Origin of the sequence: Streptomyces sp. ISL-100, assembly GCF_018614615.1 — a bacterium.
GTDB lineage: Bacteria > Actinomycetota > Actinomycetes > Streptomycetales > Streptomycetaceae > Streptomyces.
This window is the reverse complement of sequence record NZ_JAGGOK010000021.1, coordinates 26305-39981: the sequence shown is the minus strand read 5'-3', so window position 1 is coordinate 39981 and position 13677 is coordinate 26305. Positions and strand designations below refer to the sequence as shown.

Sequence of the window (13677 nt, the reverse complement as noted above, 5' to 3'; positions counted from 1 at the left end):
GAGGTACGCCGCCCCGCGGCCCCCGCACCACCCCGCCGCCCCGCAACAGGTCCGGCCCCGCCCCCCGCACGGCCCGCACCCGCCGCCCCCGCACCCCCCACACCCGCCGTACCGGTGCCGCGCATCCTCCCGTCCCTGCCTGCCCCCGCCACGGGAGCGGGAGCGGGAGCCGACGTCTGCGCGCTCGGCGAGGGATACGGCGGCTGGCAGCACGACAGCGCCCAGGCCCGCATCTGCCGCGAGACATACGGGCGTTGACGCCCGCACCGACGCCGCACTGACGCCCGCACATTTGATCAGCCCGCGTCCGCGATCCTTCGCTCGAGCCGGTCGATGGCCGCCCTCACCCCTTCCCCGTAACCGTCGTCCCCCAGCGCATCCGACGCCGCCCGCGCCCGCCCCAGATGGGTGCGCGCGGCGTCCGGACGGTGCAGCTTCAGATAGTCGGCGGCGAGGTTGAGATGAAGTGAGGGATAGAACCCGCGCACCGCGACCGAGGAGTCGTGCCGGGCCACCCGCTCGTCGGTCAGCCCGTCGGCGGCGGCCAGCGCCCGCAGATCCCAGGCCAGTTCGTCCCCGGCGTCGCCCTGCGTGTCCGCCATGTAATGCGCGAGCGTGCAGCGGTGGAACGGGTCGCCGTCCTCGCCGATCTCCGTCCACAGCTCGCCGAGGCGGTTGCGCGCCTCCTCGCGGTCGCCGGCGTGGAGAAGCATGATCGCCTGCCCGATCCGCGTCATCGTGACGTCCTCGGACGTCTCCTGCTGCTCCATGACCTGGTTCTCCTGTCGCCCGCGGCACGCAAAGCCAGTAATCCCGACGATCTCGACGCTAGACCCCACCACTGACAATCCGGCTCAGGCTCGGGCGCGCGGCCGCACCGTCCTGGTAGCGCTGAGCCAGGCCGGTGACCGTACGGGCAACCTCCGCGCGCAGCTCCGGCGGCCCGAGCACCTCCGCCTCCAGCCCCAGCCGCAGCAGATCCCCCAGCGCCACGGGCAGCGCCTCGACGCGCAGTACGGTCTCGACCCACCCTTCCTCGTCCGGCGGCCCCGCCGCCCGTACAGCCTCTGATCCGGCCGCCCCGAACTGAACCGGCAGCAGCCTCAGGCCACGCGGTGACACCCGCAGCCGGGCCTCGCCCCGCAGCACCCCGGCCTCCATCCGGCGCGCGCTCTCCTGCCAGTACGCCGCCAGATCGAACCCGGCCGGCCGCTCGAAGCCCTCCTCCAGTGCCTCCGCCGCGAGCATCCGCGACACCCGGTAAGTACGCACCGACTCCCCGGCGTCCGCCACGAGATACCAGTTCCCGCCCTTCAGTACGACGCCCAGCGGCCCCAGTTGGCGGTGTACGTCACCCCGCCAGCTCCGGTAGTGGACGCGCAGCAGCCGCTGCCGCCAGACCGCCCCGGCGACTTCGGCGAGGTACGGCGCGGGGTCCGCGTCCCGGAACCAGGCGGGGGCGTCGAGGTGAAACCGCTCCTGGACACGCCGAGTGCGTTCACCGAGGCCGTCGGGCAGTGCTGCGCCCAACTTGAGCTGCGCCGTGGTGAGGTCGGCGGCGAGGCCCAGTTCGGCCGCCGCCGCAGGCATGCCGGCGAAGTGGAGCGATCCCGCCTCGTCACTCGTCAGGCCGGTCAGCCGGGTGCGGTAGCCGTCCATCAGGCGGTAGCCGCCGACCGGGCCGCGGTCGGCGTACACCGGAACCCCGGACGCGCCGAGCGCCTCGACGTCCCGGTAGACGGTACGGACGGAGACGCCCAGCTCGGCGGCCAGTTCGGGGGCGGTCATCCGGCCCCGGTTCTGCAGCAGCAGGAGCAGGGAGAGCAGTCGGTCGGCGCGCATGGGCCAAGTCTGCCCGCGTACCTGACAGAAGGTGTCAGGTACGGACTGGATGCTGGTTCCCAGGAGCGCGAGAGTGTCGCGCCGACTGTTGAAAGGAACCTCCATGCCCACACAGGCCACCGGCAGCTTCACCTTCGCCAACTGGGACGAGACCCCGGTCGCCGGGACGGACGAGGCCTCCAAGCTGGCCCGCGCCTCCGTAACCAACACCTTCACCGGCGCCATCGACGCAGCCGGGACCACGTGCGAGTACTCCATCGCTTACGTGACCGGGAAGACCGGCGTCTTCGCCGGTCACCAGCTGTTCAGCGGCTCCGTGGACGGCCGCGAGGGGACGTTCGCAGTCGAGGAGCGGGGCACCTTCGGCGAGGACGGCACGGTCCACTGCACCTTCGAGGTCGTACCGGGCAGTGGCACCGGCGCTCTGGCCGGGCTGAGCGGGACGGGCGGCTACACCGCGCGACACGGCGAGCCGTCCGTCCCGTACACCTTCAGCTACCAACTGGGCTGATCAGGCAGATCAAGCAGGCAGATCAGCGAGGTTGGGCACAGTCCAGTCGATGGGCTGGTGCCCCTGCGCCGCCACCGCTTCGTTGATCTGCGTGAACGGCCGGGACCCGAAGAACTTCTTCGCCGAGAGCGGCGAAGGGTGCGCGCCCTTCACCACCACGTGCCGCTCCTCGTCGATCAGCGGAAGCTTCTTCTGGGCGTAATTGCCCCAGAGCACGAAGACCGCCGGGTCGGGCCGCGAGGCCACGGCGCGGATCACCGCGTCCGTGAACGTCTCCCACCCCTTGCCCTTGTGGGAGTTCGCCTCGCCGGCCCGCACCGTCAGTACGGCGTTGAGCAGCAGGACACCCTGCTCGGCCCACGGCATCAGATAGCCATTGTCCGGGATCGGGGTGCCCAGCTCCGCGTTCATCTCCTTGTAGATGTTCCGCAGGGACGGAGGCACCTTGACGCCCGGCCGCACCGAGAAGCACAGCCCGTGCCCCTGCCCTTCGCCGTGGTACGGGTCCTGGCCGAGGACCAGGACCTTCACCCGGTCGTACGGTGTGGCGTCCAGGGCGGCGAAGACCTCCTCGCGCGGCGGGTAGACCGGCCCGTTCGCCCGCTCCTTCTCGACGAATTCGGTGAGCTGCTGGAAATAGGGCTTCTGCAGCTCGTCTCCGAGGACGCCGCGCCAGGACTCGGGCAGCATGTCGGTGTCGGTCACGTCAACAACCTCCGGTAAACGATCAGTTCTTCATCAAAGAACCTACCCGCGGCCACTGACAACGGTTCCTACCAGCTGGTCTTCTTGTGCAGCTGCCACACCTGCATGATCGTCTGCGGGTCCAGCGCCCGTTCGGCGCCCGCGATCTCGTCGGAGGCGGCGACGTACAGCTTGCCCTGCCACAGCGGCAGCAGACGGACGTCCTCGAGCAGGATCTCCTGCGCGCGCCCGAACTGGTCGCCCACCGCGGCCCGGTCGCTCTCCTGCCGTGTCTTCGGCAGCAGGCTGGCCGTGATCTCCGGGGTGTCGTACGGCGTACCGACGGCGTTGTTCTCACCGACGAAGGGGGCGACGAAGTTGTCCGGGTCCGGGAAGTCCGGGGACCAGCCGCGGCCGAACACCGGGTACTCGCCCTTCTGGTAGCCCTTGGCGAACTCGTTCCAGGGCCGGTGCTTCAGCTTGATCTTGAACAGCCCGGACTCGTCCAGCTGCCGCTTCAGCTCGGCGAACTCCAGCGCGGTGGCCGATCCGTACCGGTCCGAGGTGTACCAGAAGGTCAGCGGGACCGGCTCGGTGATGCCCGCCTCGGCGAGAATGTTCCGCGCCTTCGGCACACTGGGCTCACCGTAGGTGTCGAAGAAGCTGGTCGCGTGACCGGCGACGCCGCTCGGGATCATGGAGTACAGAGGCTCGGCGGTGCCCTTGTAGACCTTGTCGACGAGCGCACCACGGTCGACCACCTGGGCGATGGCCCGGCGGACGGCGGGCTTGCGCGCGGCCGGGTCCCTGGGGTTGAACACCAGGTAGCGGATCTCGGCGCCGACCGCCTCGACGACCTGGAGTTCCTTCTCCTTGGGCTGGCCCTCCAGATCGATGACCTGCTCCGCGGTCAGACCGCGGAACGTCGCGTCGATCTCCTTCTTCTTCAGCGCGTCCACCATCACGGCGGAGTCTTTGTAGTAGTGGATCGTGACGGCGTCGTTCTTGAGATCGGCGAACCCCTCGTACTTCGGGTTCTTCACGAGCTCGGCCAGCTTCTGCGGCTCGTACGACGCGAGGTTGTACGGGCCCGAACCGGTCAGCTGGTTGCCCGTGCGGAGCCTGTCCTTCGGGTAGTCCGCGGGGCTCACCATCGACATCGCGGGTGTGGCGAGCACGAACGGGAAGGTGGCATCCGGCTTGTTTAGCCGGAAGGTGATCTTCCGGTTGCCGCTCGTCTCCACCTTGTCGAGGCTGGAGAGAAGCCCGCTCGGGCCTCCCTTCTCGCCGATCTCGACAATCCGGTCGATCGAGTACTTCGCCGCCTTGGCGTCCAGCGCCGTTCCGTCGGAGAAGGTGAGGCCCTCGCGGAGCGTGCAGGTGTACACCTGGTTCGAGCTGTCCGTGAAGGAGCACTTCTCGGCAGCGTCGGGCTCCGGTGTGGTGCTCCCTGTGGGGTAGCTCACAAGCGTCTGGAAGACGTTTCTGTACAGCTCCCAGGAACCGTCCCATGCGCCGGCCGGGTCGAGTGTGCTGGGCGTGCTCGTAGTACCGACAGCGAGCTTCTGCTCCGTGTCGGACTGATCACTGGACAGCATCCCGCAGCCGGTCGTCAGCAGGGATATGGACACAAGGGCTGCAGCGGACTGCAGACATCTGGTCCGGTTGAACACGTGCACGCTCCTCGATCAGCCATGGGTCGGCAGACCATACCGCAGCACCCCGCCGGCTCAACGAGCAGACCCGGCAGGGCGCTTGGGCGTAATCCAGCACATCCAGAGTAAAAATGGAGTAAAACGACTCAGTGGACGCCAGCGTTCAGGAAGATACCGCCGTCCACGACGAGTGTCTGCCCCGTAATCCAGTCGGACTGGTCCGAGGTGAGGAAGGCAGCCGCTCCCCCGATGTCCTCGGGAACGCCGAGCCGTCCCAGCGGGTACGCCGCGGCAGCCTCCGCCTCGCGGCCGTCGTAGAGCGCCTGGGCGAACTGGGTCTTCACCACAGCAGGCGCGATCGCGTTGACCCGTACGCCCGGCGCGAACTCGTGCGCCAGCTGGAGGGTCAGGTTGACCATCGCCGCCTTGCTCATGCCGTACGCGCCGATGAAGGGCGAGGCGGAGAGGCCGGCGACCGAGGCGATATTGACGATCGCCCCGCCGTTCTCCTTCTGCCACGCCTTCCAGGTCTGCTGCGCGAACCCGAGCGCGGAGATCACGTTGGTCTCGTACGTCTTGCGGGCGACACCCAGGTCCAGCTCCGCGATCGGCCCGAAGACCGGGTTCGTGCCGGCGTTGTTGATCAGGAAGTCGACCCGCCCGAACGCCTCCATGGTGCGCTCGACGGCGATCGCCTGGTGCGCCTCGTCGTGGGCCTTGCCCGCGACGCCGATCACCCGGTCCGCGCCGAGCTTCTCCACGGCCTCCTTGAGCGCGTCCTCGTTACGCCCGGTGATGCACACCCGGTCGCCGCGGGCGACGAGCGCCTCGGCGACGCCGTAACCGATTCCGCGGCTCGCGCCCGTGATGAGCGCGACCTTCCCGCTGTCCCGTACCTCTGCCTCAGCAGCCATGTTTTTCAGTCCCTCGTCAGTTGAGCGGCGTCGATCGATCGGCGTCAGTTGAGCGGGCCGCCGGCGACGTACATGACCTGGCCGGAGACAAAACCGGCATCCTCGCCCGTGAAGAAGGCGATGGCGTTGGCGATGTCGTCCGGCGTGCCGACGCGCTGCACCGGGATCTGGGTGGCGGCGGCGGCCTGGAACTCCTCGAAGCCCATGCCCACGCGGGCGGCGGTCTGCGCGGTCATCTCGGTGACGATGAAGCCGGGCGCGACGGCGTTGGCCGTGATGCCGAACTTGCCCAGCTCCTTGGCGAGGGTCTTGGTGAAGCCCTGCAGACCGGCCTTGACGGCGGAGTAGTTCGCCTGGCCGCGGTTGCCGAGCGCCGAGCTGCTGGAAAGGCTGACGATACGGCCGAACTTGGCGTCCACCATGTGCTTCTGGCAAGCCTTGGCCATCAGGAACGCGCCCTTGAGGTGCACGTTCACCACGGTGTCCCAGTCGGACTCGCTCATCTTGAAGAGCAGGTTGTCACGCAGGACACCCGCGTTGTTCACGAGGATCGTCGGCGCACCGAGCTCCGCGGCGACGCGCGCGACGGCGGCCTCGACCTGGGCGCTGTCGGAGACGTCACAGCCGACGGCGAGGGCGGTGCCGCCCGCCGCGGTGATCTTCTCGACGGTGTCCTTGCACGCGGCCTCGTCGAGGTCGAGTACGGCGACGGCGCGGCCCTCGGCCGCAAGACGGACCGCGGTGGCGGCGCCAATGCCGCGCGCCGCCCCGGTCACGATCGCGACACGCTGCTCGGTGGTGGACATGCTGGTTCTCCTCGCCCTTGGATGCGGCGCTCAAGTCGACCGAGAGTGAGTACCCGATCACTGAGCAACCGCTTAGTAGCTTCAGCAGACGTGACGCTAGAAGCCATGGCACGCGGTGTCAACGGCCCAAGGAACGACCCGGGGATTCCGTAGCGCAGATCACCGCACCAGCAGGTCGAGCAGACGCTCGATCTCCGCCTCCGGATCCGCCGTGAGGCCCGTGTGCACGGGCCCCGGCTGCACGACAGTGCTGCGCGGCGCGACTAGCCAGCGGAAGCGCCGGCCCGCGTCGTCGCCCGCCGCCTGGCCCGCCGCCTCCCCGCCGCCACAGACGCCCTCCACGGCGCGCAGGGCGGCCCGTACGCCCGCTACGTCGGCGTCTGGGTCCAGCGCCTTCAGCTTGGCCTCGTCGAGGTGGGTCCTGGCGGCGACGAAGGACTTGGCGCGGCAGTAGACGAGCACACCCGCGTTGAACATTTCGCCGCGCTCCACGCGCGGCACCACGCGCACCAGCGCGTACTCGAAGACATCCCGCGTGGTGCTCACTGTGCGCCGTCCTTCTTGTCTTGCTTGCCCTGCCTGTTCTGCTTGTCCTGCCTGTCCTCCTTGGTCGGGTGCGGCCACGGCTTCAGGTGATCCGTCAGCCACCCCGGAGCCTGCGACGGCTTGTCCCTGGCCGGGGCGCTCAGCGTGATCCGGTCGTGGATCGTCGCGGCGCGCGGCAGCAGGGCGTCGACGTAGGCGCGGCGCAGCGCTTCGGTGCCCTCGAAGCCGGGCTCGTCGACCAGCCACTCGACGGGGACCTCGGCGGCGACCTCGGTCAGCAGCTCCTCGGTGACCAGCGGCGCCAGCTCGGCGGCCGCGGCCGTGATGTCGGGGCCGAAGGGCGCGAGCACGTGGTCCGAGGCGTTGTACGGCTTCGCGGACGCGCTCCGGGCGGTCGGCCAGTTGTGGTGCCAGATCATGGTCGCGCCGTGGTCGATGAGCCACAGATCGCCGTGCCAGACGAGCATGTTGGGGTTGCGCCAGGAGCGGTCGACGTTGTTGATCAGCGCGTCGAACCACACCACCCGGCCCGCCTCGGCCGGGTCGACCTCGTACGCGAGCGGGTCGAACCCGATCGATCCGGGGAGGTAGTCCATCCCGAGGTTCAGTCCGCCGCTCGCCTTGAGCAGTTCCTGCACCTCCTGGTCCGGCTCGCCCAGGCCGATCACCGGGTCGAGCTGGATGGTGACGAGTTCGGGGACGCGCAGCCCGAGCCTGCGGGCCAGTTCTCCGCAGATGATTTCGGCGACCAGGGTCTTGCGGCCCTGTCCCGCGCCGGTGAATTTCATGACGTAGGTACCGAGATCGTCGGCCTCGACGATCCCCGGGAGCGAGCCGCCCTCACGCAAGGGCGTGACGTAGCGGGTCGCTGTGACTTCGGAGAGCATTTCCCCAGATTACTGCCGTACCGGCGAGGTTCTCGATCACTTATTCGCGCCCCCTAGAGTGCCCCGATGGACGCCCAGGCTTTTCCTCGCCAGTTCGCCCGTACGCGCCGCTTATCACTCGGGGTCCCCCGCCGGTTCACTGTCTCGCCCGACGGCCAACGGGTCCTGTTCGTACGGTCGGACGCGGGCGACGACCCGCTCAGCAGGCTGTGGCTGTACGAGGACGGGAACGAGCGGATACTCGCCGGGCCCGAGGGCGCAGGTGACGTTCCCGAGGCCGAGCGGATCCGCCGGGAGCGTGCCCGTGAGACGTGCCAGGGGGTCGTGGCGTACGCGACCGACCGGGAGGCCCGCGTGGTGGCGTACGCCCTGGGAGGCGAGCTCTGGACCGTACGACCTGGACCTGGGGCGGGTCGGGATCCGTGGCTGGTCCTTCGGCGGCTATCTGGCGGCCGCCGCCGTACTGCACCGCCCCGACGTCTACGAGCGCTGCTCACTCGTCGAGCACGCCGGCAAGCTGACCCGGCCGCTGGTGATCGTTACCCAGGAAGGCGTGGCGGACACCCTGTTGCTGCTGGAACTCGACTTCCTGAAGAAATCGCTCGGGTGCTGAACGCCGGGGTCGGCTCCCGCGTACAACATCACGTAGCCAGTCGTCGAAGAGGAGTGCCGCATGACGGGATCTCAGGAGACAGGGCGGCTGTTCGGCCGCCGTACGGTCGTCGCCGCGGTGGGCGCGGCCGGGGTCGCCGCCGCGCTGACGGCCTGCGGTGGATCGGACAGTGACAGCCCGGCCGGTACCGCTGTCGACAAGCCCGCGGGCGGCGGGGGCGAGGCGGGCGGCAGCGGTGGCGGAGACGCGGGCGCAGTACTGGCCAAGACGGCCGACATCCCGGAGGGCGGCGGCAAGGTCTTCGCCGACAAGGGGCTGGTCGTCACCCAGCCCACAGCGGGGCAGTTCAAGGCGTTCTCGTCGAAGTGCACCCACCAGGGCTGCGCGGTCAAGGACGTCGCGAACGGGATGATCAACTGCCCCTGCCACGGGAGCATGTTCGACGCGACGGACGGCAGCGTGAAGGGCGGCCCGGCGAAAGCGCCGCTCCCGGCCGCCGCCATCAAGGTCGAGGGCGACTCGATCACCCTTGCCTGACCCGCCGGGGACGCTTCCAGCAGGCGAGCACCGCGTCGGTCGTGGTGATCGTGGCGACGAGGGCGAGCGTATTGCGGATCATCGCGGGGGTGTAGTCGGAAGGCACCCCCGCGATGGCGTCCGAGGGCACGACGGCCGTGTAGCCGAGGTTCACCGCGTCGAAGACGGCATTGGGAATCGCCACATTGGCCGAGACACCCGTGACCATCAGGGTGCGGCAGCCGAGGTTGCGCAGCAGTGCGGGAACGTCCGTACCGGAGAGCGGCGAAAGGCCGTGCAGCCGCCGTACGACGAGGTCCTCGTCCGCGACTTCGATCGGTTCCGCGACGCGCACCGCGGTCGTTCCCGTGAGCTGCTGTACGGGCAGCCGCGCGGCGGCGCGGAACAGCCGTGCGTTGTGGCTGGCGCCGCGCCCGTCGGGACGCCGTTCCGCCACCGCGTGCACCACCTGCACCCCGGCCTCGTGCGCTCCGGCGACCAGCCGCGCGACGCGTACCAGGGCCCCCGAGGAACGGGCTTCTCTGGCGAGTTCGGGAAGTGCGCTGTCCGGGCCGACGACACCCTGCTGGCATTCCACGGTGAGCAGCACGGTGGTCGCCGGATCGAGCTGCTCCGCGAGCTGTTCGTACGACGGCAAGGCTCCTCCTCGGTTCTGAGCGCGCGAGGCTAACGGCCATTGCGCGATGAGGGAAGAGACCCCATGATTCCTGACACTGAGTCAGAAACCGTTGAGCGATGGAGGGGACGGACGCCGATGACCGCCACACAGCGCAGAGGCCGCCGCATCATGATGACGGACGCCGAGCGGGACGCCTTCCTCACCGAGCAGCGCACCTGCCGGGTGGCGACGGTCTCGGCGGACGGCGCCCCGCACGTCGGCGCCCTGTGGTTCGTCTGGGACGGCACTTCGCTGTGGCTGTACTCGATCACGCGCAGCCGCCGCTGGGCACAGCTGCGCAAGGACGCCCGGCTGGCCGTGGTCGTGGACGACGGCGTGGAGTACGGCGAACTGCGCGGCATCGAGCTGTCCGGCACCGCCGTCTTCGTGGGAGAGGCGCCGCGCACGGGTGAGCCGTGTCCGGAACTCGACGTACCGGAGCGGCTGTTCCCCCGCAAGTACTTCGGCATGACGCAGATGCCGCACGACGGGCGGCACGCCTGGCTGCGGCTGACGCCGGACGCGATGACGTCCTGGGACTTCCGCAAGATGGTCGGCCTCTGACCCAGGGTCCCGGGCCTCCGTTCAGGCCGCCCGATCCTGCCCTCAGCTGACGACGGCCGTGCCCGCCGCGCACAGCGCGTCGACCGCCGCGCGAATGGAGGGCCGCCGGTCCGCGTCGGCGCGCCAGACGGCGTACACATGCCGCCGCATCGCATGCCGCACCGGTACGACGCGGACCCGCTCCGGCACAGGACCGCGCCCCAGCCGTGGCGCCACGCACACCCCGAGCCCCTCGGCGATCAGCGCGAGCTGGGTGGCGTGCTCCTCGGCGACATGCGCGATCCGGGGTTCGACCCCCTTCCCGCGCAGCGTGAACATCAGCCACTCGTGACAGAACTCCCCCTCCGCCCAGGTGACCCAGTCGTCGTCGGCGAACTCCTCCAGATCCACGGTGGTGCGGCCCGCGAGCGGATGGTCGACATGCATGGCGACGTCGGCGGGGTCGTGGAGCAGCTCCTGCTTCGCGAGCCCCTCCGGCATGGAGAGCGGCCTGTTGTACCAGTCGAGTACGACGGCGAGATCGAAGTCGCCCCGCACGACCCCGCGTACCGATTCGGCGGGCTCCATCTCCCGCATCTGCACCCGCAGTTGCGGATGCTCGGCACGAAGTGCGGCAAGGGCCGACGGCAGCAGACCGCGCGCCGCCGTGGGGAAGGCGGCGACAGTGAGGTCCCCGACGGCCCGCCCGCTCTGTGCCTCGATGTCGGCCTGGGCGAGCTCGACCTGGGAGAGGATGCGCGCGGCGTGGTCGGCGAGCAGCCGCCCGGCGTCGGTGAGGCGGACGCCGCGGCCGTTCTTGGCGAGCAGCGGCTGGCCGACCTCGCGCTCCAGCTTGGCCATCTGCTGCGAAACGGCGGAGGTCGTCACGTGCAGCCCCTCGGCCGCGCCGCTGACCGAGCCGTGCCGGGCGAGGGCGTCGAGCGTACGCAGGCGCTCCAAATTCAACATGTAAGCGATGCTAAGTGATGCCGTCCACGAAATCTCGCTTGTGCTACGAAGTTGAGCGGGCCAGGGTAACCACCATGAGCTCGACGTCCACATCCCGCGCCGCATCGCCCGCCGCCCCCGCCGCTGCCGCCGACGCCCCTCCCCCGCCCGTCCGCCGCCCGGCCCTGGACTGGCGCATCCGGTTCTCGGTGCTCGCGCTCATCTGGGGCTTCAGTTTCCTGTTCATCAAGGTCGGCACGGAGGCGTACGCACCCTTCCAAGTGACCCTCGGGCGACTGCTCTTCGGTACGGCCGTGCTCGTCGCCGCGATGGCGGTGAAGCGGGTGGGGCTGCCGCGCGGCGCCCGCACATGGGGCCATCTCGCCGTCGCCGCGTTCTTCCTCAACGCCCTGCCGTTCTCGCTCTTCGCCTACTCCGAGCTGACGATCCCCTCGACGCTCGCCGGCATCTGCAACGCCACCTCACCGCTGTGGGGGATGGTGCTCTCGCTGGTCGCCTTCTCCGAGGACCGCCCGACCCGCCGCCGCGTCGCGGGACTCGGCATCGGCTTCATCGGCGTACTGACCGTGCTGGGCGCGTGGCAGGGCTTCTCGGGGCTGGACTTCGGCGGCACGGCGATGGCGCTGCTGGCCTCCCTCAGCTACCCGATCGGCTGGATCTACCTGCGCCGTACCCTCGCGGGCAGCGGCAACTCCGCCCTGTCCATGACGGGCGCGCAGCTTCTCCTCGGTACGGTCCAACTCGCCGTGGTGACCCCGCTGTTCACCACCATGCCGACGTCGTTCCCGGTCGTGCCGCTGCTCGCGGTGGTGGCACTCGGCGCACTCGGCACCGGCTTGGCCATGCTCCTCCAGTACGACCTGGTGGCGGAGGTCGGCCCCACGACGGCGCAGATGGTCACGTACTTCATCCCGGTCATCGCCACAGTCGCGGGCGTGACACTGCTGGGTGAACACCTCAGCTGGAACACCCCGGTGGGCGCCCTCATCGTCCTGGCGGGCGCGGCACTTACCCAGAGCCGGGCCCGAAGCCGCAACTGACGAGAAGCCGCGCCCCAACACCCAGCCCGTCGGGCGTTGGAGGACCGGGCCCCGGCAGAGCCCCGACGCGGCGGAGCAGTGACACAGCGGGAAGGGGCGGGGAAGAGCTCCGCAGGACACCCTCAGCCATAGCGCCGCCCCACCGGCGCCGGCCCCGCCGCCACGGCAACAGCGTCGGCCAGCGGCCCGACGTCGGCCGGCATCATGGCCGAAACAGTCACCCGCACACCCGGCCCCGCCGCCATCCGGAACCGCGCACCAGGAGCGACGGCCCACCCCGAGTGCAGCAGCCGCGCCACCACCCCCGTCTCGTCCGCCACCGGCACCCACACATTCAGCCCACTGCGCCCGTGCGCTTCGACCCCCCGCTCCGCCAACGCCCCCACCAGTGCGTCGCGCCGCTCGCCGTACGCACGCGAGACAGCCCGTACGTCCACGGCTCCCGCCTCCCACAGATCAACAACCGCCCGCTGCAACAGCCGGCTGACCCACCCCGGCCCGAGCCGCTGCCGCCCCGCCACCCGGTCCACCGTGACCGGGTCGCCGGTCATCATGGCGAGCCGCAGATCCGGACCGTACGCCTTGGCGACGGACCGTACGAACACCCAGTGGTCCGTCACGCCCGCGAGCGGATGTACGGGCAGATCGACAATGGCGTGCCCGTGATCGTCCTCAATCAGCAGCACTCCCGGATACGCCGCCAGAACCCGGCGCAGCTCCTCCGCCCGCGCGGCGCTCACCACCGCACCGGTCGGATTCTGCGCCCGGTCGGTGACCACGAGCGCCCGCGCCCCGCCACGAAGGGCCCGTTCGACCTCACCCGGCAGCGGCCCGTCGTCGTCGAGCGCCACGGGTACGGCGCTCAGCCCGAGCGCGGGAATCAGATCGAGCAGGCTGCTCCACCCCGGGTCCTCGACCGCGACCGCGTCACCCGGCTTCAGGTGCGCGGCCAGTACACGCTCGATCGCGTCGAGCGATCCCGAGGTGACGGCTACAGGACCGCCCGGCACTCCGTCCGCGTCGAACGCGGCCCGCACGAGGCGCGCGAAGTCCTCGTCCACGGGATTCTGCCCGTACAGCCCCGGCTGCCGCGCGTTGTGCTGTGTCGCGGCCGCGAACGCGTCGTGCAGCGGCGGCAGCAGCGCGGGATCAGGATTGCCCTCACTCAAGTCGCGCACGCCGGGCGGTACGTCGACCCTGATCAGCTCCCGCGCCGTACTGGCCGGCCGGGGACGCACCCGGCTGCCTCGGCGACCCGAGGTCTCGATCACCCCTCGTTCCCGCAGTGTGCGGTACGCGGCCGCGACCGTATTCGGATTGACCCCCAGCTCCCCCGCCAACTCCCTCATGGGCGGCAGCAGTTGTCCCGGCTCCAGCTCCCCGGAACCGACCGCACGCTCCACACTCGCGGCGATCTCAGATGCACGCCGCCCACTGATCCGATAGTCTCCTAGCACAAAGCTCATTATGCA

16 protein-coding genes and 1 pseudogene are annotated in these 13677 nt (G+C 70.0%); 6 read left to right on the top strand and 11 right to left on the bottom strand.

Features of this window, described 5'->3' with window-relative positions; all coding sequences use genetic code 11:
- Nucleotides 1-258 (top strand): annotated as a pseudogene (locus J7E89_RS10250) (hypothetical protein); the annotation flags it as partial.
- A gap of 38 nt (nt 259-296) precedes the next feature.
- Here J7E89_RS10250 and J7E89_RS10245 read toward each other — a convergent pair.
- Both J7E89_RS10245 and J7E89_RS10240 read right to left on the bottom strand, forming a co-directional pair.
- Complete coding sequence (locus J7E89_RS10245) at nt 297-770, bottom strand: hypothetical protein (RefSeq protein WP_214971539.1); 474 nt, start codon at nt 768-770, stop codon at nt 297-299.
- A gap of 58 nt (nt 771-828) precedes the next feature.
- Complete coding sequence (locus J7E89_RS10240) at nt 829-1842, bottom strand: YafY family protein (RefSeq protein WP_214971536.1); 1014 nt, start codon at nt 1840-1842, stop codon at nt 829-831.
- Between the two features lie 103 nt (nt 1843-1945).
- Between J7E89_RS10240 and J7E89_RS10235 the strand changes: the two genes are divergently transcribed.
- Entirely contained in the window at nt 1946-2353 is a 408-nt protein-coding gene (locus tag J7E89_RS10235) for a DUF3224 domain-containing protein (protein WP_214971533.1), read from the top strand.
- Between the two features lie 9 nt (nt 2354-2362).
- Here J7E89_RS10235 and ung read toward each other — a convergent pair whose 3' ends face one another.
- The 6 genes from ung to J7E89_RS10205 form a co-directional block, all read right to left on the bottom strand.
- Nucleotides 2363-3058, bottom strand: coding sequence for a uracil-DNA glycosylase (gene ung / locus J7E89_RS10230; protein ID WP_214971530.1), 696 nt, complete (start codon nt 3056-3058; stop codon nt 2363-2365).
- Between the two features lie 68 nt (nt 3059-3126).
- Nucleotides 3127-4710: an ABC transporter substrate-binding protein gene (locus J7E89_RS10225; protein WP_308315422.1), complete on the bottom strand. Its 1584-nt coding sequence runs from the start codon at nt 4708-4710 to the stop codon at nt 3127-3129.
- A gap of 128 nt (nt 4711-4838) precedes the next feature.
- A complete protein-coding gene (locus tag J7E89_RS10220; protein WP_214971527.1) occupies nt 4839-5606 on the bottom strand; it encodes an SDR family oxidoreductase in 768 nt (255 codons plus the stop codon).
- Between the two features lie 44 nt (nt 5607-5650).
- Nucleotides 5651-6412 carry a 3-oxoacyl-ACP reductase FabG gene (fabG, locus tag J7E89_RS10215; protein WP_214971524.1) on the bottom strand — a complete coding sequence of 254 codons (762 nt, stop codon included), beginning with the start codon at nt 6410-6412 and terminating at the stop codon, nt 5651-5653.
- 159 nt (nt 6413-6571) lie between these two features.
- Nucleotides 6572-6958 carry a DUF3037 domain-containing protein gene (locus tag J7E89_RS10210; RefSeq protein WP_214971521.1) on the bottom strand — a complete coding sequence of 129 codons (387 nt, stop codon included), beginning with the start codon at nt 6956-6958 and terminating at the stop codon, nt 6572-6574.
- The gene (locus J7E89_RS10205) at nt 6955-7845 is read right to left on the bottom strand and encodes a HipA family kinase (protein ID WP_214971518.1); all 891 of its coding nucleotides are present in this window, start codon (nt 7843-7845) and stop codon (nt 6955-6957) included. The genes J7E89_RS10210 and J7E89_RS10205 overlap by 4 nt, the downstream gene beginning before the upstream one ends.
- A gap of 304 nt (nt 7846-8149) precedes the next feature.
- Between J7E89_RS10205 and J7E89_RS10200 the strand changes: the two genes are divergently transcribed.
- Nucleotides 8150-8458, top strand: coding sequence for a prolyl oligopeptidase family serine peptidase (locus tag J7E89_RS10200; RefSeq protein ID WP_214971515.1), 309 nt, complete (start codon nt 8150-8152; stop codon nt 8456-8458).
- 60 nt (nt 8459-8518) lie between these two features.
- Nucleotides 8519-8995, top strand: coding sequence for a Rieske (2Fe-2S) protein (locus tag J7E89_RS10195; RefSeq protein WP_214971512.1), 477 nt, complete (start codon nt 8519-8521; stop codon nt 8993-8995).
- Here the strand turns inward: J7E89_RS10195 and J7E89_RS10190 are convergent.
- Nucleotides 8982-9632: a cysteine hydrolase gene (locus J7E89_RS10190; RefSeq protein ID WP_214971509.1), complete on the bottom strand. Its 651-nt coding sequence runs from the start codon at nt 9630-9632 to the stop codon at nt 8982-8984. The two genes, J7E89_RS10195 and J7E89_RS10190, sit on opposite strands and share 14 nt — an antisense overlap.
- A gap of 117 nt (nt 9633-9749) precedes the next feature.
- Here J7E89_RS10190 and J7E89_RS10185 point away from each other — a divergent pair, with 117 nt between their 5' ends.
- Nucleotides 9750-10217, top strand: coding sequence for a pyridoxamine 5'-phosphate oxidase family protein (locus tag J7E89_RS10185; RefSeq protein WP_214971506.1), 468 nt, complete (start codon nt 9750-9752; stop codon nt 10215-10217).
- Nucleotides 10218-10259: 42 nt separating this feature from the next.
- On the opposite strand, the gene J7E89_RS10180 is transcribed toward J7E89_RS10185, so the two are convergent.
- Nucleotides 10260-11165 (bottom strand): LysR family transcriptional regulator, encoded by a 906-nt coding sequence (locus J7E89_RS10180; RefSeq protein WP_214971503.1) that lies wholly within the window; start codon nt 11163-11165, stop codon nt 10260-10262.
- 74 nt (nt 11166-11239) lie between these two features.
- On the opposite strand from J7E89_RS10180, the gene J7E89_RS10175 reads away from it, so the two are divergent.
- Nucleotides 11240-12205, top strand: a complete 966-nt coding sequence (locus J7E89_RS10175) for a DMT family transporter (RefSeq protein ID WP_214971488.1) — start codon at nt 11240-11242, stop codon at nt 12203-12205.
- Between the two features lie 122 nt (nt 12206-12327).
- On the opposite strand, the gene J7E89_RS10170 is transcribed toward J7E89_RS10175, so the two are convergent.
- Nucleotides 12328-13662, bottom strand: a complete 1335-nt coding sequence (locus tag J7E89_RS10170; RefSeq protein WP_214971485.1) for an aminotransferase class I/II-fold pyridoxal phosphate-dependent enzyme — start codon at nt 13660-13662, stop codon at nt 12328-12330.
- Nucleotides 13663-13677: the final 15 nt, after the last annotated feature.